This is a genomic window from Inquilinus sp. NPDC058860, assembly GCF_042743185.1.
Classification (GTDB): Bacteria; Pseudomonadota; Alphaproteobacteria; order DSM-16000; family Inquilinaceae; genus Inquilinus.
Genome location: NZ_JBHYMS010000004.1, coordinates 98,178 through 117,392 on the forward strand (window position 1 = coordinate 98,178; position 19,215 = coordinate 117,392).

Annotated in this window: 16 protein-coding genes; 14 read left to right on the forward strand and 2 right to left on the reverse strand. The window is 68.6% G+C overall.

Annotated features, from left to right (window positions below):
• The first annotated feature begins 55 nt into the window (after positions 1-55).
• The 10 genes from argH to ACFW16_RS04365 all read left to right on the forward strand — a co-directional run bounded on the left by argH (position 56) and on the right by ACFW16_RS04365 (position 12,073).
• A complete protein-coding gene (gene argH / locus ACFW16_RS04320; RefSeq protein WP_380302210.1) occupies positions 56-1,636 on the forward strand; it encodes an argininosuccinate lyase in 1,581 nt (526 codons plus the stop codon).
• Entirely contained in the window at positions 1,623-2,675 is a 1,053-nt protein-coding gene (locus ACFW16_RS04325; protein WP_380302212.1) for an ABC transporter ATP-binding protein, read from the forward strand. The genes argH and ACFW16_RS04325 overlap by 14 nt, the downstream gene beginning before the upstream one ends.
• A complete protein-coding gene (locus ACFW16_RS04330) occupies positions 2,668-3,564 on the forward strand; it encodes a carbohydrate ABC transporter permease (protein ID WP_380302214.1) in 897 nt (298 codons plus the stop codon). Before ACFW16_RS04325 ends, ACFW16_RS04330 begins: the two co-directional genes overlap by 8 nt.
• Entirely contained in the window at positions 3,561-4,457 is an 897-nt protein-coding gene (locus tag ACFW16_RS04335; RefSeq protein WP_380302216.1) for a carbohydrate ABC transporter permease, read from the forward strand. Before ACFW16_RS04330 ends, ACFW16_RS04335 begins: the two co-directional genes overlap by 4 nt.
• Positions 4,458-4,489: 32 nt before the next feature.
• Positions 4,490-5,599, forward strand: a complete 1,110-nt coding sequence (locus ACFW16_RS04340) for a mandelate racemase/muconate lactonizing enzyme family protein (RefSeq protein ID WP_380302218.1) — start codon at positions 4,490-4,492, stop codon at positions 5,597-5,599.
• Between the two features lie 155 nt (positions 5,600-5,754).
• Entirely contained in the window at positions 5,755-6,885 is a 1,131-nt protein-coding gene (locus ACFW16_RS04345) for an ABC transporter substrate-binding protein (protein ID WP_380302220.1), read from the forward strand.
• Positions 6,886-6,903: 18 nt separating this feature from the next.
• Positions 6,904-8,658 (forward strand): ABC transporter permease, encoded by a 1,755-nt coding sequence (locus ACFW16_RS04350; RefSeq protein WP_380302222.1) that lies wholly within the window; start codon positions 6,904-6,906, stop codon positions 8,656-8,658.
• Positions 8,659-8,674: 16 nt separating this feature from the next.
• The gene (locus ACFW16_RS04355) at positions 8,675-9,748 is read left to right on the forward strand and encodes an ABC transporter ATP-binding protein (RefSeq protein WP_380302224.1); all 1,074 of its coding nucleotides are present in this window, start codon (positions 8,675-8,677) and stop codon (positions 9,746-9,748) included.
• Between the two features lie 15 nt (positions 9,749-9,763).
• Positions 9,764-10,921, forward strand: a complete 1,158-nt coding sequence (locus tag ACFW16_RS04360; RefSeq protein ID WP_380302226.1) for a mandelate racemase/muconate lactonizing enzyme family protein — start codon at positions 9,764-9,766, stop codon at positions 10,919-10,921.
• Positions 10,922-10,945: 24 nt separating this feature from the next.
• A complete protein-coding gene (locus ACFW16_RS04365) occupies positions 10,946-12,073 on the forward strand; it encodes a mandelate racemase/muconate lactonizing enzyme family protein (protein WP_380302228.1) in 1,128 nt (375 codons plus the stop codon).
• A 7-nt stretch (positions 12,074-12,080) separates the two neighbouring features.
• Here ACFW16_RS04365 and ACFW16_RS04370 read toward each other — a convergent pair whose 3' ends face one another.
• On the reverse strand, positions 12,081-12,980 hold the full coding sequence (locus ACFW16_RS04370) for a LysR family transcriptional regulator (RefSeq protein ID WP_380302230.1): 900 nt from the start codon (positions 12,978-12,980) through the stop codon (positions 12,081-12,083).
• A gap of 142 nt (positions 12,981-13,122) precedes the next feature.
• Here ACFW16_RS04370 and ACFW16_RS04375 point away from each other — a divergent pair, with 142 nt between their 5' ends.
• Complete coding sequence (locus ACFW16_RS04375) at positions 13,123-14,292, forward strand: mandelate racemase/muconate lactonizing enzyme family protein (RefSeq protein WP_380302232.1); 1,170 nt, start codon at positions 13,123-13,125, stop codon at positions 14,290-14,292.
• Positions 14,293-14,324: 32 nt separating this feature from the next.
• Here the strand turns inward: ACFW16_RS04375 and ACFW16_RS04380 are convergent, their stop codons facing one another.
• Entirely contained in the window at positions 14,325-15,026 is a 702-nt protein-coding gene (locus ACFW16_RS04380; protein ID WP_380302234.1) for a GntR family transcriptional regulator, read from the reverse strand.
• 156 nt (positions 15,027-15,182) lie between these two features.
• Here ACFW16_RS04380 and ACFW16_RS04385 point away from each other — a divergent pair, with 156 nt between their 5' ends.
• Genes ACFW16_RS04385 through ACFW16_RS04395 form a run of 3 tightly spaced genes read left to right on the forward strand, consistent with a single transcriptional unit; the run spans position 15,183 to position 19,212 of the window.
• Positions 15,183-16,334 (forward strand): ABC transporter substrate-binding protein, encoded by a 1,152-nt coding sequence (locus tag ACFW16_RS04385; RefSeq protein ID WP_380302236.1) that lies wholly within the window; start codon positions 15,183-15,185, stop codon positions 16,332-16,334.
• A gap of 2 nt (positions 16,335-16,336) precedes the next feature.
• Complete coding sequence (locus ACFW16_RS04390) at positions 16,337-18,076, forward strand: ABC transporter permease (protein ID WP_380302238.1); 1,740 nt, start codon at positions 16,337-16,339, stop codon at positions 18,074-18,076.
• 26 nt (positions 18,077-18,102) lie between these two features.
• Complete coding sequence (locus tag ACFW16_RS04395; protein ID WP_380302240.1) at positions 18,103-19,212, forward strand: ABC transporter ATP-binding protein; 1,110 nt, start codon at positions 18,103-18,105, stop codon at positions 19,210-19,212.
• Positions 19,213-19,215 lie beyond the last annotated feature (3 nt).

The window sequence follows — 19,215 nt, forward strand, 5'->3', positions numbered from 1 at the left end:
CGCCGGCGACCGATCCCGCGGGCACGGCCCGCGGAGCCATCCCCAAGGAGCCTCCATGTCTCAGGAATTGACGGGCACGCCGGTGGTTTCCCTGCGCGAGCGGGTGAAGTCGCCGCCGGCCCAGGCGCTGATCGACTCCTACTATGCCCCGGCGGTCGCGGCCGGGATCCGCTTCCAGTTCGAGGCGGAGATGCGGATCCACCTGGCCCATGCGGTGATGCTCGGCGAGCGTTCCATCGTTGGGCGGCCGGATGTGGCCCGCATCCTGGAGGTGCTGGCGGAGCTGCGCGAGGCCGGCCCGTCGGCACTGACCATCGATTATCGCCAGGAGGATCTCTACTCCTATATCGAGCGCTTCATCGTCGAGCGCCTCGGGCCGGAGACGGGGGGGCGGCTGCACACCGGGCGCAGCCGCAACGACCTGCACACCACCTCCTGGCGCCTGGCCCTGCGCACGCGGCTGCTCGATCTGCTCGACGTCGTGGGGCGGGTGCGGCGGACCCTGGTCGACCTGGTCGAGCGCCATGTCGACACCGTGATGCCGGGCTATACCCACACCCAGCATGCCCAGCCGATCTCTCTCGGCTACTATCTGCTCGCCGCCTCCGACCTGGTCGAGCGCGATTTCCGCCGCCTGGCCGCTGCGCTCGACAGCACCGACCGCAGCCCGCTCGGGTCCGGCGCGCTGTCGACCACCGGCTTTCCGATCGACCGCGAGCTGACGGCCCGGCTGCTCGGCTTCCAGGGGTTGGTGGAGGTCGCCTATGACGGCGTCGCCATCCGTGACGACCTGCAGGAGGCCGTCGCCGCCCTTGCCGTGCTGATGACCGGCGTGTCCCGGGTCGCGACCGACCTGCAGACCTGGAACACGATGGAGTTCGGCTTCATCGAGCTCGACGATGCCTTCTCCAGCGTCTCCAGCATCATGCCGCAGAAGAAGAATCCGCAGGGGCTCGAACATGTGAAAGCGGTCGCCGGCATGGCGATCGGAACGCTCAACACCGTCCTCGCCTGCGCCAAGAACACGGCGCTGGCGGACGTCAACGACGGCGTCACGGCTCCGAACGCGCCGGCGCTGGAGACGATCGAGCGGGTGACCAAGGCGCTGCTCGTCCTCGACGGAACCCTGAGGACGCTGTCGGTCCGGCCCGAGGTGATGCGGCGTGCGGCCGAGGTCGGCTTCGGCACGGCGACCGAGCTGGCCGACATCATCGTGCGCGAGACCGGACTCTCGTTCCGCATGGCGCACAACATCGTTGGGCGGGTCGTCCGCGAGACGATCGAGGCCGGCAAGACCGCGGCCGAGATCGTGTCGGCGGATCTGGATGCCGCGGCGATGGCGCTGTTCGACCGGTCGCTCGCCATCCCCGCGGAGGTCGTCCGCAAGGCACTCGACCCGGCGGAGAACCTGAAGACCCGGTCCGTCACCGGCGGCCCGGCGCCGGAGCGCATGGCCGAGATGCTGATCCGCCGCCGCGCGACGCTGGCGCAGGATCTCGACGCGATCGCCGGGGTGCGCCGCCGGGTCGCGGCGGCCGATGCCGAGCTCGACGCCGCCGTGCACCGTGCGCTGGCGGCCGCGGGGCCGGGGGGCGGGGCGGACCGCAGGAGAGGGCAGCAGCATGGCGACAGTTGAGATCCGCAACGTCAGCAAGATCTTCGCGGACCACACCGCGGTCTCCGATGTCAGCCTGACCGTCGAGGACGGCGAGTTCCTGGTCCTGCTCGGCCCGTCCGGCTGCGGCAAGAGCACGCTGCTGCGGATGATCGCCGGGCTGGAGCTGCCGACCCGGGGCGACATCGTCATCGGCAGCCGCGTGGCCACGCGGTTGCAGCCGAAGGACCGGAACGTCGCCATGGTGTTCCAGAACTACGCGCTGTACCCGCATCTGACCGCCTATGAGAACATCGCCTTTCCGCTGCGCATTCGCCGCCTGCCGGCGAATGTGGTCGACCAGAAGGTGCGCTGGGCGGCCGGGCTGGTCGGGCTGGAGCGCCTGCTGAAGCGGAAACCCCGGCAGATGTCGGGCGGCGAGCGGCAGCGCACCGCGCTGGCGCGGTCGCTGGTCCGCGACACCGACGTCTTCCTGCTCGACGAACCCCTGTCCAACCTGGACGCCAAGCTGCGCCATTCCTCGCGCGACGAGCTGCGCCGGTTCCAGGAGCGGGTCGGCGTGACCTCGATCTACGTCACCCATGATCAGGTCGAGGCGATGGGGCTGGGCGACCGCATCGTCGTGATGCAGGGCGGCAGCATCCGCCAGATCGGGACGCCGGAGGACATCTACCTCAACCCCGCCGACACGTTCGTCGCGACCTTCATGGGGTCGCCGCCGATGAACCTGGTCGCGGATGGCGACGCGATCCTCGGCTTCCGGCCGGAGGATTTCCTGCCGGAAGTGCAGTTCCCCCGCAGCGCCGATCTGGCGCGCTTCACCTTCGTGGCGGAGCGCGCCGAATATCTCGGCGGCGACAGGCTGCTCTACGGCCGGGTCTCCGGCACCGTGCCGGAGACCGCGGTCATTGCGCGCATCCCGGCCAGCGTCGCCTGCCCCCAGGATCTCGACGCCGCGCTGACCTTCGCCGTCCCCAGCGCCAGTCTCCGGCGCTTCGATGCCGCGAGCGGGAAGGCGATCGCGGACAACGCTGCGCCGAGGAGGGTGGCCCATGGCTGAGAGCCGCGCCGCCCTGGCGGGGGATCGCGCCCTCGCTTATCTCACGCTGGCGCCGAGCGCCTTCCTCCTGGTGCTCCTGGCCGGCGTGCCGATGGTGACGGTGTTCTTCATGGCGATGCAGGACATCGACATGGGGGCGACCTCCGGCCCGTTCATCGGGCTCGAGAACTTCGTCTGGGCGCTCAGCGACCCGTCCTTCCATGCGGCGTTGGCCAACACTTTCGTCTGGGTCTTCGGCAGCGTCGTGCTCGAGATGCTTCTCGGCCTCGGCCTGGCCCTGCTGCTGAACCGCCGCTTCCGGCTGCGGGGGCTCGCGCGCGCCGTCATCCTGGCGCCCTATCTGGTCCCGAGCGTCGTCGCGGTCCTGACCTGGCGCTACATGCTCCACGACATCGTCGGCATCATCAATGCGGGGCTGGTCGGGATCGGGCTGACCAGCGGCCCGCTGCTCTGGCTGAACAGCACCGGGCTGGCGATGCTGTCAGTCATCATCGTCGGCGTGTGGAAGTTCTTCCCCTTCGTGGTGCTGGCGCTGCTCGGCATCCTGCAGGCGATCCCGCAGGAGCAGTACGAGGCGGCCCGGATCGACGGGGCAGGGGAGTTCCAGCAGTTCTGGCGCATCACGCTGCCGCATCTGCTGCCGGTTTTCCTGCTGACGGCGCTGCTGCGGACGATCTGGTCGTTTCAGAAGTTCGACATCATCTACCTGATGACGGGCGGCGGCCCGCTCGACTCCACCACGACGCTGCCGGTCCTCGTCTATCTCAAGGCCTTTTCCGACTTCGAGCTCGGCCGCGCCGCCGCGGTCGCGATCCTCACCTGCGCGATCCTCGGGCTGCTGACGGCGGTCTACTTCCTGCTGATCAAACGCGCGGAGGCCCGCCAATGACCGCCGCGTCGTTCTCCCAGGGGCGCGAGGAGCCGCGCCGCCACCGCGAGATGGCGGATGTGCATCACCTCGCCTCGCGGATCATGCTGTATCTGCTGGCCTTCACCGCAGTCGCCGTCGTCGGCTTCCCGCTGTTCTGGATGGTGATCTGCTCGTTCAAGCCGGGCAGCGACCTCTACGCCACGCCGCCGACGGTGCTGCCGCAGGTCTGGACCCTGCAGAACTATCGCGACCTGTTCATCCAGACCGACTTTCCCTCCTACTTCGTGAACAGCCTCGTCGTCGCTTTCGGCGCCACCGGCCTCTCGCTGGTGATCGGCGGCCTCGGGGCCTACAGCCTCAGCCGCTTCCGCTTCTTCGGCATCGCCGCCTTCTCCAGCGCCACGCTGGTCTTCTACATGCTGCCGGAAGTGCTGATCGTGCTGCCGCTCTACATCTATGTGGTGGAGCTCGGACTGGCCGACACGCTGATCTCGCTGATCATCGCCAACACGGCCTTCACGCTGCCGCTCGCGCTCTGGTTCATGCGCTCCTACTTCAACGCGATCCCGGTCAGCCTCGAGGAGAGCGCGATGATCGACGGCTGCACCCGGCTCCAGGCGATGCGCCGCGTCACCCTGCCGCTCGCCCTGCCGGGCATCGTGTCGGTCGGCGTCTTCAGCTTCAACCATGCCTGGAACGAGTTCCTGTTCGCCCTGGTCTTCATCTCGTCCGAGCAGAACAAGACCCTGCCGCTCGGCCTCGCCACCTGGATCGGGCAGGACAACCTCTATTCCTGGGGAATGCTGCTCGCCGGCGCCGTGCTCGTCACCATCCCGGTCGTCCTGTTCTACCTGCTGGTCCAGCGCAAGCTGGTCGTCGGCCTGACCGACGGCGCCAACAAGGGCGACTAGACCGAAACCCCGAGAACCCGTTCGAGGTCACCATGACGAAAATCACCGATGTGACGGTCGTGGCCGTCGAGATTCCGCTCGCCCGCAACTTCGGCGGCAGCCGCTACAATGTCACCAGGCGATGCACGATCATCACCCGGATGGCGACGGACGACGGCCTGGTCAGCGAAGTCTACAACGGCGACAACCGCGACCATATGCGCGCGGTCGTCGACATCATCGAGACGGAGCTGAAGCCCCTGGTGGTGGGGGAGGACATCTTCGCCGTCGAACGGATCTGGCAGAAGCTGTTCGCCGCCGCCGAATGGAACCGCGACCGGAAGCTGGTGATGGAGGCGATCGCCTGCATCGACAGCGCGATCTGGGACCTGATGGGCAAGGCCACCGGCGTCAATGTCTGCCGGCTGCTCGGCGGCTACCGGCAGGAGGTCCCGATCATCTGCATCGGCGGCTATTACGAGGAGGGCAAGACCCTGGCGGATCTCGGCCGGGAGATGGAGCGGCTGCGGCTGGCGGGGCTCGCCGGTTGCAAGGTCAAGGTCGGCGGGCTGACCCCGGAGCGCGACGCCGAGCGGGTGGAGGCGGCCCGCAAGGGCGCCGGCGATGATTTCTGGATCGCCGTCGACGCCAACCGCGGCTGGTCGGTCGACGACGCTATCCGCTTCGCCCGGCTGATCGAGACATACGACATCGCCTGGTTCGAGGAGCCGTGCCACTGGTACGACGATGCGCGCGGCATGGCCGAGGTGCGGCGCCGGACCGCGATCCCGATCGATGCCGGGCAGAGCGAGGTCACCAGCGCCGGGGTCCGTCGCCTGGTCGCCGAGGGGGCCGTCGACATCGTCAACTTCGACGCCTCCGAGGCCGGCGGCATCACCGACTGGCGGCGCGCCGCGGCCCTGTGCGCCCTGCACGGCGTCCGCGTCGGCCATCATGAGGAAGCGCAGATCGCGATGCAGATGATCGCGGCGGTGCCGAACGGCGTCTGCGTCGAATGCTTCGAGCCCGCGCGCGATCCGATCTGGGCCGGCCTGATCGCCAATCGCCCGAACCCGGTCGACGGCATCATCCAGATCCCGCAGGGGCCGGGTTTCGGCCTGAGCCTCGACTGGGACATGGTCAAGCGGTACCGCATCAACTGACGATGCCACTTCGGCATCAATTGACGCCGTATCGGCATTGGCCTCGCCTGGTATCGCTGCCTATCGTGACAGGCAATCTCGGCAAAACGTCCGGAAAGAGAAAATCGACAGGATGATTTCCTGTCGGCCGATACAATTCAATGGGGAGACGCTTGATGAAGACGCTGAGTCGGCGTTCGGCTATTTCGCTTGCCCTGGCCGCCCCGCTGTTGACTGCGAAATTGCGGCCCGCCGCGGCCGCGGCGCTGCCGGATTACTATCCAGCCGACTATGCGGGTGTGATCGAAGCCTCCAAGGCCGAGAACGGTGTCCTGGTCTATTCCAATGTCGGCGAGATGAACTGGCGCCCGGTGCTGCAGCAGTTCAGCGCGCAGTATCCCTGGATCAAGGTGCAGACGCTCGACCTCAGCAGCAACGAGGTGTTCGAGCGCTACTATGCCGAGCAGGCGACCGGCAAGAGCACGGTCGATGCGGTGGTGTCGCACAGCGCCGCGACCTGGCTCGATTTCGTCGACAAGGGCAATGCCGAGCCGTTCCAGTCGGCCGAGGACAGCCGCCTGCCCGACTGGTCGCGGCCGGCGCCGAACATCTATACCGTCTCGGCCGATCCCTATGTCATTGCCTACAACAAGCTGCTGCTGCCGGAAGCGCAGTGGCCGAAGACGGTCGGCGACATCGTCAAGCTGGTGAAGGACAACCCGGGCCAGTTCGACCGGAAGATCGCCACCGGCCAGCCGATGGCCAGCGCCGCCAGCCAGAACATGATGGCCCATTACGTCAACGCGGTCGGCGAGGAGCGCGCGCTGGCGGAGTTCTCGGCCCTCGGGCCGATCTCGGACCTGTACCGCTCGGCCGGCCCGATCATGGAGAAGATCACCACCGGCGAGTACCTGATCGGCTACCGCCTGTCGGGCATCCAGCTGTTCCCGCTGATCGCCGACCCGACCCGTGCCAGCGTCCTCGGCTGGGCCTTCCCGGCCGACGGCACGCTCATGCTGATGCGCCACATCGCCATGGCGAGGACGGTCAAGAACCGCAATTCGACCCGGCTGCTGATCGACTTCATCCTGTCGCGCGACGGGCAGGTGGCCCTGGCCTCCGGCGGCCTGATGCCGTACCGCACCGATGTCAGCCTGCCGGACGGGCCGAACGGCTACACCTACCAGAAGATCGCCCAGCAGATCGGCGAGAAGAACATCATCCGCACCACCTTCGAGCCCCGGCTGCTGCGCCCGCCGCAGGACCTGGTCGACAAGGTGAACGCCGCCTACAAGGTCCAGGGCTGAGCGGCGGGCCCGGTCGTCATGGCACAGGCTCGACCGGCGGGCGCCGGCTACAGCGGGGCGCCGAGCCTCGGCACGCATCGCGACACGCCGGCGGCGCGGCTCTGGCGGCTCTGGCGCAACCGGCTGCCGCTGGTGGTGCGCTGGGCCATCGCCCTGTTCCTGCTGGCGCTGCTGATCTCCCCGATGCTGCCGCTCTTGTACCAGGCCTTCATCGACCGTCCGCTCTACGAGGACGATCCGGTCTGGACGCTGCAGAACTTCCAGGGGCTCGTCTCCGACCCCAACTTCCGGTCGGCCTGCGTCAACACGCTGTGGTTCGCGATCCTGGGCACCGCGATCTCGACCACGACCGGCTTCGTCGTGGCCCTGGCGCTGGAGCGGTTCGACCTGCCGTTCCGCCGCACCCTGAAGATCCTGTTCCTGTCGCCGATCTTCATCTCGGCGCTGATCCTGGCCTTCTCCTGGTCGATGCTGTACGGGCCCAGCGGCTACGCCGCGATCCTGCTCAAGGTGTCGCTCGGGATCAGCCTGCCGAACCTCAACTCGCTGGTCGGCATGAGCATCCTGGCCGGGGTGTCCGCGGCGCCGGTCAGCTACCTGTTCTTCGCCGCGGCGATGCGGAACATCCCGCCGACGCTCGAGGATGCGGCGCGGGCGGCCGGCGCCTCGTCGCTGCGCGCGGTGCTCGGCGTCGTCCTGCCGCTGATGCGGCCGTCGCTGATCTACTGCATCCTGCTCAACTTCGTCATGAAGTTCGACCAGCTCGCCGTGCCCCTGGTGGTGGGCGAGCCGGCGCGGATCAAGGTGCTGGCGACCTATCTCTACGAGAAGGGGCTGCAGACCCAGTCCGACTACGGCATCGTCAGCGCCACGGCGGTGGTGATGCTGGCCGTGGTCCAGATCGTGATCGGGCTGCAGAAATACGCGCTGGGCGACGTCCGGCGCTACACCACGGTCGGCGGCCGCAGCATGAAGCGCGGCATGATCCGGCTCGGCGCCGCGGGCTGGGCCGTGTCCGGCGCGCTTCTCGCCTATACGCTGCTGACCACCGGCATCCCCAGCGCCTTCCTGATCCTGCGCTCCTTCTGCTCCTTCATGTCGCCGCTGATCCCGATCAGCCAGGTGCTGACGCTGGACAACTTCCGGCTGGTGCTGGGCTACGACGCCTATGTCCGCAGCATCATCAACACCATCGTGATCGCGACAGTCGGCGGCTTCGGCGCGCTGGTCCTGACCTTCGCCTCCAGCGTCGTCGCCTACCGCTCGCCGCCGCTGCTGCGACGGGTGGTCGAGCAGACGGCCTTCATCCCACGCGCCATCCCCGGAATGGTGGTCGGCATCGGCATCTTCTACGCGGCGGTGATCCTGCCCGGCGGCGGCTATCTGCGAGGCAGCCTGGCGATCCTGATGATCGCCTTCACCATCCGCTACTTCTCGGGCGGCTTTGCCGTGCTGGCGCCGTCCTTCCACCAGATCGGCCAGGACCTCGAGCGCGCGGTCCGGGTGGCGGGCGGGGGCGAGCTGCGCTCGATCTGGGCGGTCACGCTGCCGCTGCTGCGCCCGGCGCTGGTCGGCTGCTTCCTGCTGTACTTCGTGCAGTTCTTCAAGGAATACGCGGCTGCGTCCTTCCTGTTCGGGCCCGACACGGCGGTCGTCGGCACCACGATGCTGCAGCTCGACCTGATGGGCAATCTCGGTCCCGTCGCCGCGCTGTCGGTCATCGTCCTGGCGCTGACGCTGCCGATCGCGATCCTCGTCTATGCCAAGGATTGAAGGGGAGCCATCCCGGATGGACATCGCCGTCGGCCTCTCCGGCATCAGCAAGTCGTTCGGCAGCCTGACGGTGCTGGACGACGTCAACCTGACGGTCGCCGAGGGTTCGTTCACCTCGCTGCTCGGCCCCAGCGGCTGTGGCAAGACCACGCTGCTCAACATCATCGGCGGCCTCGACCGGCCGACCGCCGGCGAGATCCGGTTCGGCGCCGACCCGATCTATTCCGACCGGCAGGGGATCAACGTCCCGACCGAACGCCGCAACATCGGCTACGTGTTCCAGAGCTACGCGCTGTGGCCGCACATGACCGTGCTGCAGAATGTCGGCTACGCGCTGAAGATCCGCCGTGCTCCGGCCGCCGAGCGCCAGCAGCGGTCGCGCGAGATGCTGGAGAAGCTGGAGCTCGGCGCGCTCGCCGACCGCTATCCCTTCCAGCTGTCCGGCGGGCAGCAGCAGCGCGTCGCCATTGCCCGCTCCCTGGTCTACCGCCCGCGCCTGCTGCTGCTGGACGAGCCGCTGTCCAACCTCGACGCCCAGCTGCGGGAGCGCGCGCGGGCCTGGCTGCGCTCGGTGCATGAGGGCTTCGGCCTGACCACGATCCTGGTGACCCACGACCAGAGCGAGGCGCTGTCGATGAGCGACCAGGTGGTCCTGCTCAGCCGCGGCTCGGTCGAGCAGGTCGGCACCGCCGCCGAGGTCTATGAGCGGCCGCGCACCGCGCATGTGGCGGAGTTCGTCGGCGGCGCCAACCTGATCCGCGGCTGCATCGGCGCCTCGAATACCGAGGTGATGACCGAGGCCGGCATCGTCGTCGCCGCGCGTACGACCTCGGCCCTGGCCGAGGGCACGCCGATCTGCGTCGCCATCCGGCCGCAGAGGATCCGGCTGCTGGCTCCCGGCGGCGCGACCGAAGGGGCGGGGACGGTGCTGCCCTTCGTGCCCAGGACGGTGCTCTACCAGGGCTCCAGCTTCGAGATCACCGGGACCACGCCGCTGGGCGACCTGCGGGTGCTGGCCGACCGGGCGCCGCCGGCCCAGGACGCCCGGGTCCTGCTGCCGGCGGAAGACTGCCTCTGCGTCAACCCCTGAGGGGCGAGCATGATGATGAAGATCGCCAAAGTCGAACCCCTGCCGATCGGCCGCTACCTCTATGTCCGGATCACCACCGAATCCGGACTGACCGGAATCGGCGAATCCGGCGCCTGGGGACATCTGGAGGCCAGTGCCACGGCCATTGCCAAGTTCGGCGCCTATCTGGTGGGCCGGGATGCGCGCCCGATCGAGCATCACTGGAACGTGATGCACCGCTCGCACCACTTCACCGGCGCCGCGATCACCGGGGCGATCTCGGCGATCGACATCGCGCTGTGGGACCTCAAGGGCAAGCAGCTCGGCGTGCCGGTGCATGAGTTGCTGGGCGGCGCCATGCGCCAGAAGGCCCGGCTGTACGCCCATGTGAAGGGCCGGACCATCGACGAGCAGGCGGCGCATGTCTCGGCCCTGCGCAAGGCGGGCTTCACCGCGGTCGGGCATCTCAACCCGCTGCTCGACGAGAATATCGAGGAGCCGTACTTCCGGGCCCATGCCCGCAAGATGCGGGACGCGATCCGCAACGTCGCCCGGCTGCGCGAGGCGGCGGGGGAGGACATGGATCTCTGCATCGAGATCCACCGCCGGCTGACGGTGCCGGAGGCGGTGACCCTGGCGCGGGGTATCGAGCCCTACCACCCGATGTTCTTCGAGGACCCGCTGCCGCCGGCCAATCCGGACGCAATGGCCTGGGTCGCCGACCACATCCCGATCCCGATCGCCACAGGCGAGCGCTACACCGGCCTGCACCAGTTCCAGACCCTGCTGGCCCGCCGCGGCGCCCAGTTCCTGCGGCCCTGCATCTGCCTGTGCGGCGGCATCACCGGCGGCCGGAAGATCGCGGCGCTGGGCGAGGCGTATGACGCCCAGATCGTGCCGCACAACCCGCTCTCGCCCGTCAGCCTGGCCGCGTGCCTGCAGCTCGGCGCGGCGATCCCGAACCTGGCGATCCAGGAATACCCGTCGGCCTCGCCCGGCGCGGACGGCTCGGCCGTGCTGCCGGCGCATGAATTGGTGACCGGTCTGGACCGGCCGCAGGACGGATTCATCCGCATCCCCGACGGGCCCGGCCTGGGCATCGAGCTGGTGCCGGGGATAGAGCATCGCGAGCCCGTGCGGCCCCGGCCCATTCAAATGCGTCCCCATGTCGACGGCGGCGTCGTCGACCAGTAGCGTCAACCATCCGAGGACCAACCGATGTCAGCCACCGATGAAACCGTACCCGGCCGTGGGGCGGTGAAGATCACCCGCGTGTCGACGGCGGATTACGAGTGGAAGCGGGCGCGGCCGATCACCAACGGCCTGCACACCTACACCACCTCCGACATGACCGTGGTCAAGATCGAGACCGATGCCGGCGTGACCGGCTATGGCGTCGGCCGTCCGCGCCCGGGTGAGCGCGAGCTGCGCGCCAGCTTCCTCGAGACGCTGGTCGGCCGCGACCCGACGATGACCGAGGCGATCTGGTCCGGGCTGTGGAGCCCGAAGCTGTCCGGCCGGCGCGGCTATGAGACCCGGGCGCTGTCGTCGATCGACCTGGCGCTGTGGGACATCAAGGCCAAGCTGGCGGACATGCCGCTGTACAAGCTGCTGGGCGGCTATCGCACCCGGATCCCGATCTACATCGCCGGCGGCTACTACAGCGACGGCAAGGGCCACAAGGAGCTGCAGCAGGAGGTCGAATCCTACGTGGCGCTCGGCGCGAAGGCGGTGAAGATGAAGATCGGCGCCGTGCCGATCAAGGAAGACGTGGCCCGCATCAAGGCGGTGCGCGAGGCCATCGGCCCGGACGTCAAGCTGCTGATGGACGCCAACTGCGCCTATCGCTACTACGACGCCATCCAGCTCTCGCTGCGGGCCGAAGAATACGAGCCGTTCTGGTTCGAGGAGCCGGTGCAGCCGGACGACTATGATGGCTTCCGCAAGATCGCAGCGGCGACTGCGATCCCGATCGCGACCGGCGAGAACGAATACACCAAGCACGGCTTCCGCGACCTGATCGCCACGCAGGCGGTCGCCATCCTGAACCCCGACGCGCGCTACATGGGCGGGGTGACGGAGTTCATGAAGGTCGCCGCCATGGCCCAGGCGCATGGCCTGGACATCTGCCCGCATGGCGACCAGCAGGCCCATCTGCATCTGCTGGCGGCGATCCCGAACGCTCGGCTGCTGGAGTTCTACCCGAAGAAGGTCAACGCCATGGCGGGCGAGGTCTACCTGCACCCGCCGGCGCTGAACGACGACGGCACGGTGACCGTGCCCGACCTGCCGGGCATCGGCCTCGACCCGAACGAGAAGGCGCTGGCCCCATACCGCATCGGCTGACGGCCGGCTACTCGGCTTCGGTGTCGAAGCCCCGGCCGGCGGCCCAGGCGCGGGCGAGCAGCCAGAACGCCTCGGCCTGGGCACTCTGGCGTGCCCGCGGCCGGAACAGGCGGATCTCGATCGGGATCGGCGGCGTGGCCGGGTCGGCGGCGGCCAGTCGGCTGGCCGCGAGATCGTCACCGGAGATGCTGCGCGGCAGCCAGGCGGCGCCGCGGCCGTTCCGCACCATGCTGTGCAGGACCGCGGCCAGGTGCGAGGTGAAGACCGGCTGTTGGCTGATCTGGCGCCCGTAGACGCCGGAAACGATGCGGCCGAGCCCGGATTCGGCGCTGTAGGCCAGGTAGGGGAGAGATGCGGGGTCATGCGCGGCGAGATCCGGCGCCACCACCAGTTGCAGAGTGTCGTGGCCGATGGGCAGGGCCTTGAACAGGGAGGCGTCGAGCCGGTTCGGCACGGCGCGGTGGTGGTGGCAGATCAGGAAATGCGCCTGGCCATTGGCGAGGACCTGCTCGCAGCCCTGCATGCTGTCCGAGATCAGCCGAACGCTGCCGATGGCGGCGCTGGGGGCCAGCGAGCCCAGCCAGTCCGGGAAGAAGGCGAAGGACAGCGAATGGGTGGCGGCGAAGCGCAACGCCGTGGCCTCGCTGCTGCCGGCCTCGCGCGCCGCCTCGCGGGCCTGGTGCAGCCGGCGCAGCGTCTCGGTGGCGGCCGGCCGGAACTGGCGGCCGGCCTCGGTCAGCCCGACGCGGTGCGTGGCCCGGTCGAACAGCGGCGCCCCGACCCAGTCCTCCAGCGACCGGATGCGGCGGCTGAAGGCTGGCTGGGTGACATGGCGCGACCGGGCCGCCCGGGAGAAGTTTCCGGTCTCGGCCAGGGCAACGAAGTCCTCCAGCCAGGTCAGCTCCATCGATGATGCCGGATGCACATGGTTTGACGCTGGATCGGCATTGGCCTTCGGCCGCCGCCCCTCGTTATTGTGATGGTCGCGGAGTCGCGATCTGCAAGTGATCGGCAAAAGCCGATCTGAAATCGATGGGAGGATTGCAAGTATGAGGATCGTCGATATCCGCGAGAAGACTGTATCGATCGCCTCGTCGATTGCCAATGCCTACATCGACTTCTCGAAGATGACGTGCTCCGTGGTGGCCGTCGTGACCGATATCGTGCGGGACGGGAAGCCGGTGGTGGGGTTCGGCTTCAACTCGAACGGCCGGTACGGCCAGGGGGCGCTGATCCGCGAGCGGCTGGTGCCCCGCCTGCGGGAGGCGGATCCCGCGGCGCTGGTGGATGCGGCGGCGGACAACCTCGACCCCTTCGCCATCTGGGCCACGATGATGGCGAACGAGAAGCCCGGCGGCCATGGCGAACGCTCGGTCGCGGTCGGCACCGTCGACATGGCGGTGTGGGACGCCGTGGCCAAGATCGCGCGGCAGCCGCTGTGGCGCCTGCTGGCTGATCGTTACCGCGGCGGGAAGGCCGACGAGAAGGTCTGGGTCTATGCGGCCGGCGGCTACTACTACCCCGGCAAGGACCTGACGCAGCTCACGGACGAGATGCGCGGCTACCGCGACTGCGGCTACCGGGTGGTCAAGATGAAGATCGGCGGCAGCTCCCTGGCCGAGGATCTGCGCCGCATCGAGGCGGTGCTCGGGGTCGTGGGGGAGGGCAAGTGCCTGGCTGTCGACGCCAATGGCCGCTTCGACCTCGCCACAGCCGTCGCCTATGCCCGGGCGCTCGAGCCCTATGGGCTGCACTGGTACGAGGAGGCGGGTGACCCGCTCGACTATGCCCTGCAGAAGGAGCTCTCTTCCGTCTATCCGGGGCGGATGGCGACCGGGGAGAACCTGTTCTCCCACCAGGACGCCCGCAACCTGCTGCGCTATGGCGGACTGAATCCGGAGCGGGACGTGCTGCAGTTCGACTGCGCCCTGTCCTATGGCCTGGTCGAATACCTGCGCACCCTGGACGTGCTCGCCGACGCCGGCTGGTCCACCCGCCGGGTGGTGCCGCATGGCGGGCACCAGATGTCGCTGAACATCGCCGCCGGCCTGCATCTCGGCGGCAATGAATCCTATCCCGATGTGTTCCAGCCCTTCGGCGGCTTCGCCGACGGGATCGCGGTCGAGGACGGCTTCGTCGGGCTGCCCAGCCAGCCCGGCATCGGCTTCGAGGCCAAGCCGGCCCTGTATGCGGTGATGAAGGGGCTGCTCGACGCCTAGCGCTGCGCCCTCGATGTCGCGGCGGTCCGGTCTCATGGTCTCGGCGAGAACGCGCCCTTCTCCGCGATCCGGGCCAGCAGCCGGTCCCGGGCCGCGGTGACATGGTCGAAGACGGCCTCGCCCGCCGCGGTCGGGTCCCGGGCCTCGAAGGCCCGGATCATCTTTTCGTGCTCGGCGACGACCGCGTCGTACATGTCCGGGGTATAGCCGCCCAGGCTGTCCGCCACCGTCCGCACCACGCGTGTGCGTCCCTCCAGGATCTGCTCCGCCTCGGGGTTCCGGGCGATCTCGTAGATCCGCTTGTGGAAGATGATGTTCTCCCGCGACGCCACCATCGGCTTGCCGGACCGGATCAGGACGCTCAGATCCTCGTGCAGCCGGCGCAGCGTGGCGATGTCGGTGTCCGTCGCCCGCTCGACCGCACGGTGCGCCAGCATCGACTCGATGCCGACCCGGATGTCGTAGATGTTGCGGATATAGCCCTCGGTGATGGATTCGATCCGGAAGCCGCGATGGGCCAGCGAGATCAGGATCCCCTCGCCCTCCAGCTGGCGCAGCGCCTCGCGGATCGGCATGTGGCTGACGGCATAGCGCGACGTCAGCGCCTCGATCGTCAGATGCGTCCCCGGGACGAACCGACCCGACACCAGGTCCCCGATGATGGCGCGCTTGACCCTCAGATAGGTCGGCTCGTTCAGCGGGGCTTCGGGGGCGGGGCTCACCCATGGGTCCACGGTCTTCTCCTGCGTCGTTCGTCTCATGGGCCAGAGTATCGGCGATGCGGCGTTGACGCGCAAATATATTTGCGCAAATGTATGATCCGACAAATCGGGGCGTCCGGGAGACGCCTTCGCCAAAGAAATCCGGCCAAAAAATTGGGGAGGAACGTCATGGCTCATTCCGACGATCGCTCGCACTTCGGTCCGCAAGGCGGCTGGTCGCGCCGCAGGGTGCTGCAGGGGGGCACGCTGGCGGGGCTGGGCGCCCTCGGCCTGTCCGTCACGGGGAGATCGGGCCTCGCCCTGGCGGCGTCACCGGAGCCGGATGCCGGGCTGGTCGCCGCGGCCAAGGCCGAAGGCACCCTGACCTACTATCACACCACCGCGATCGACCCGACTGCGGTGTGGACGAAGGTCTTCACCGACAAATTCGGGATCACGACGCAGAACGTCCGCGGCCCCAGCTATCCCCTGTTCGAGCGCTGGCTGACGGAGGAGCGCGTGGGCCAGCACATCGCCGATCTCGTCCAGATCACCGACACCGTCCTGATCGAATCCGCCCATGCCGAGGGGCTGATCGCGGAGTACACCCCGGCCTCGGCGGCGGGCATCCGGCCGGAGATGAAGAAGGACGGCGTCTGGTACACGATCTTCGTCAACGCCATGGGGATCGCCTGGAACTCCACCAAGGTGACGCCGGAGGAGGACAAGCTGATCCGCGAGGGCGGTTGGAACGTTCTGACCGACCCGCGCTGGGCGGGCCGTATCGCGACCGGCACCCCGGCCTCCGGCGGCAGTAGCTACTCCTATGTCTACATGTTCCTGGGCGGGAAGCGCGCCCAGTTCGGGCCGGATTTCGTGGCGAAGATGGCGGCGCTGAAGCCGCAGGTCTATGAGAGCAAGTCGCCGATGTACGACCGGCTCGCCGCGGGCGAGCACGCCATCGTCGACCAGGCGTCGCAGAGCGACATGGGCGGCTTCTACCTCAAGGGGGCGCCGATCCGCTGGGTGTTCCCGGACCCGACCCCCGCCAACCTGACTGTCCAGACGATCTCGGCCAAGGCGCCGCATCCGAACGCCGCCCGGCTGTTCCAGGAATGGGCGATGAGCCCGGAGGGCCAGGCGGCCTGGTTCAAGGTCGCGGGCGTCGCCTCGGCCCGGGAGGACACCGTCGATCCCCGCAAGGCGGCGAAGGCCGACTGGTACAAGGAGGATTGGTACGCCGATCCCGAGGATCTCTACATCGACTACCTGAAGGATCCAGGCTACGTCGACCCGGCGAAGCCGATCATCGCCGAGTGGAACCAGATCTTCGGCCGCTGAGGATGGTCCTCTCCGCGCCCGCGTTGAAGGTGGAGCAGCCCGCGGCCGGCTATGCCGCGCTGCGCCGGCGGCGGCGTGGGCTGGCCCTGCCGCTGGCCCTGGGCCTGCTGCTCGCCGTGCTGGTGCTGGTCCCGATCGTGCTGATGTTCGTCGGCGCGGTGCGGACCGGCACCTTCGTCGATCCGCGGGCCCAGTTCTCGCTGCGCAGCCTCACGGCGGTCTACACGACGCTGCCCTATCTCAAGATCCTTGCGGTCACGGTCGGGGCGTCGCTGCTGGTGTCGCTGGTGGCCTGCGTCATCGGCATCGGCCTGGCCTGGCTGCTGGCCCGGACCGACCTGCCGGCCCGGGGGCTGCTGGAGAACGCGGTGATCGCGCCGCTCTACCTGTCGCCCTTCGTCGGGGCGCTGGCCTGGCTGGTCCTCGGCTCGCCGAATGCCGGCCTGCTGAACGTCCTGGCCCGCGACTTGCTCGGCGTCCAGGGCGCCGTGATCAACGTCATGACCGCGGGCGGGGTGATCCTCGTCATGGCGCTGTACAACGTGCCCTACGCGTACATGACGGTGTCGGCCGCGCTGAAGGGCATGGACCCGTCGATGGAGGAGGCGTCCTACCTCAACGGCGCCGGCACCCTGGCGACCGCCCTGAAGATCACCTTTCCGGTGGTCCGCCCGTCGATCGTCTCGGCCTACTTCTTCGTCTTCGTGCTGACCTGCGGCACCTTCTCGATCCCGGCGGCGCTCGGCGGCACGCAGGCGCTGCCCTTCCTGGCGGTCGACATCTACCGGGCGGTCGCGACCTTCCCGCTCGACTACGCCCGGGCGGCGGCGATCGGCACGCTCTTGTTCTGGATCTCGCTGGTCGGCGTGTTCTTCTACCGCTTCGCTTCCCGGGTCGCGACGCGCTTCGTCACGGTGACAGCCCGCGGCTATCGCATCCGCCTGGTCAAGCTGCGCGGCTGGCGGTGGCCCGCGATCCTCCTGATCCTGGTCTACGTCACCCTCGCGATCATCCTGCCCTATCTCGCGCTGCTCTACGTCGCCTTCACCAGCTTCACCTCGTCCTCGATCCTGGACGCGACCTTCACGCTCGACAACTTCCGGTCGGTGGTCGGCTCGGTGGCGGTGCAGCAGTCGATCGGCAACACGCTGCTGGTCGGGGTGCTGTCGCCGACGCTGTGCGTGCTGCTGGGGATCGTCATCGCCTATGCGGTGCGGCGCCTGCGGGTGCGCGGCGGCGGCATCCTCGACTACGTCGCCATGTTCCCGATCGCCGTCCCCGGCATCGTCTTCGGCACCGGCATCTTCTGGACCTATCTGATGACGCCAGCCTACGGGACGATCTGGATCCTGGTGATCGCCTTCGTCGCCTCCTACATCCCCTTCGCCTACCGCATGGTCGATACCTCGATCATCCAGATCGACCGATCGCTGGAGGAGGCGTCTTCGGTCTGCGGCGCCTCGCATTGGCGGACGGCGCGGCAGGTGACGTTCCGGCTGATCCGGCCCGGCGTGCTGTCCGCCTGGATCCTGGTCTTCATCTTCTCGATCCGCGAGATCAGCGCCGCGATCCTGCTGGCGTCGCCGAGCAACAAGGTGCTGTCGGTGATGTCCTGGGACTATCTCGAATTCGGCAACGTCCAGAACGCCGCCATCATCGGCCTGCTGCAGACGGCCATCCTGGTCGCCGGGATCGTCGTGGGGCGATACGTCCTGCGCGTCCGGCTGTCCCAGGCCGTGTGACGGCGGCCGCAACCCCGAGGAACGCTATGGCCAAGCTCAGCGTCGAAGGCCTTGTCGTCGCCTATGGCAGCGTCACCGCCGTCCGCAACGTCAGCTTCGACGTCGAGGATGGCGAGTTCGTCTCGCTGCTGGGGCCCAGCGGATGCGGCAAGACCACGACGCTGCGCTGCATCGCCGGGCTCGAGGGTTCCTCGGCCGGCACCATCCGGATCGGCGGCGAGGTGGTGGCGGCGGATGGCCGCGACGTGCCGCCCGAGAAGCGTGGCATCAACATGGTGTTCCAGTCCTACGCGGTCTGGCCGCACATGACGGTGTTCGAGAACGTCGCCTATGGCCTGCGGACGCGGCGCGAGCCGGCGGCGACGATCGAGGCCAAGGTCGGCGAGGCGCTGAAGGTCGTCGGCCTCGACGGCTTCACCGCGCGCTACGGCACCGAGCTCAGCGGCGGGCAGCAGCAGCGCGTGGCGCTGGCGCGCGCCGTCGTCACCTCGCCGCGGCTGCTGCTGTTCGACGAGCCGCTCAGCAACCTCGACGCCGGCCTCAGGGACCGCATGCGCTTCGAGCTGGTCGAGCTGCAACGGCGGCTGGGGCAGACCTCGCTCTACGTCACGCACGACCAGTCGGAGGCGATGCTGATGAGCGACCGGATCATCCTGATGAAGGACGGGGAGATGATCCAGTCCGGCACGCCGCGGGACCTCTACGAACGGCCGGCCAGCCGCTTCGCCGCGGAGTTCATCGGCAATGCCAATATCCTGGACGGCAGCATCGTCCGCGCGGCGGGCGACGGGCGCGCGCTCGTCGCGCTGGACGGCGGCCCGACGATCGAGGGGCAGTTCCCGCGGCCCGATTCCGTCCGGCCGTCCGGGCCGGTCCTGGCCTGCATCCGGGCCGAGAGCGTCCTGCGGGTGCGGGACGCGGAGGAGGGGCCCAACGGCTTCGATGCGGAGGTGGCGTCGGTCAGCTTCCTCGGGCCGGTCGTCACCTGCCTGCTGCGCATCGGCGGGTTCACCCTCCGGGCCGAGCTGCCGGCCCGCAACTCGCCCGCCGCCGGCGAGACCATCCGCGTCCGGATCGATCCGGACGCCGTCATCCTGATTCCGAACGGCCAGGCGCCGTTCGCCCATTCTTCCTGAAGG

Bases quoted from the DNA above. Each gene is read 5' to 3' on its own strand.
- ACFW16_RS04370 (WP_380302230.1), bottom strand. From the start codon at position 12,980: ATGGAGCTGACCTGGCTGGAGGACTTCGTTGCCCTGGCCGAGACCGGA.
- ACFW16_RS04325 (WP_380302212.1), top strand. From the start codon at position 1,623: ATGGCGACAGTTGAGATCCGCAACGTCAGCAAGATCTTCGCGGACCAC.
- ACFW16_RS04395 (WP_380302240.1), top strand. From the start codon at position 18,103: ATGGCCAAGCTCAGCGTCGAAGGCCTTGTCGTCGCCTATGGCAGCGTC.
- ACFW16_RS04375 (WP_380302232.1), top strand. From the start codon at position 13,123: ATGAGGATCGTCGATATCCGCGAGAAGACTGTATCGATCGCCTCGTCG.
- ACFW16_RS04340 (WP_380302218.1), top strand. From the start codon at position 4,490: ATGACGAAAATCACCGATGTGACGGTCGTGGCCGTCGAGATTCCGCTC.
- ACFW16_RS04345 (WP_380302220.1), top strand. From the start codon at position 5,755: ATGAAGACGCTGAGTCGGCGTTCGGCTATTTCGCTTGCCCTGGCCGCC.
- ACFW16_RS04355 (WP_380302224.1), top strand. From the start codon at position 8,675: ATGGACATCGCCGTCGGCCTCTCCGGCATCAGCAAGTCGTTCGGCAGC.
- ACFW16_RS04365 (WP_380302228.1), top strand. From the start codon at position 10,946: ATGTCAGCCACCGATGAAACCGTACCCGGCCGTGGGGCGGTGAAGATC.
- ACFW16_RS04385 (WP_380302236.1), top strand. From the start codon at position 15,183: ATGGCTCATTCCGACGATCGCTCGCACTTCGGTCCGCAAGGCGGCTGG.
- argH (WP_380302210.1), top strand. From the start codon at position 56: ATGTCTCAGGAATTGACGGGCACGCCGGTGGTTTCCCTGCGCGAGCGG.
- ACFW16_RS04390 (WP_380302238.1), top strand. From the start codon at position 16,337: ATGGTCCTCTCCGCGCCCGCGTTGAAGGTGGAGCAGCCCGCGGCCGGC.
- ACFW16_RS04335 (WP_380302216.1), top strand. From the start codon at position 3,561: ATGACCGCCGCGTCGTTCTCCCAGGGGCGCGAGGAGCCGCGCCGCCAC.
- ACFW16_RS04350 (WP_380302222.1), top strand. From the start codon at position 6,904: ATGGCACAGGCTCGACCGGCGGGCGCCGGCTACAGCGGGGCGCCGAGC.
- ACFW16_RS04360 (WP_380302226.1), top strand. From the start codon at position 9,764: ATGAAGATCGCCAAAGTCGAACCCCTGCCGATCGGCCGCTACCTCTAT.
- ACFW16_RS04330 (WP_380302214.1), top strand. From the start codon at position 2,668: ATGGCTGAGAGCCGCGCCGCCCTGGCGGGGGATCGCGCCCTCGCTTAT.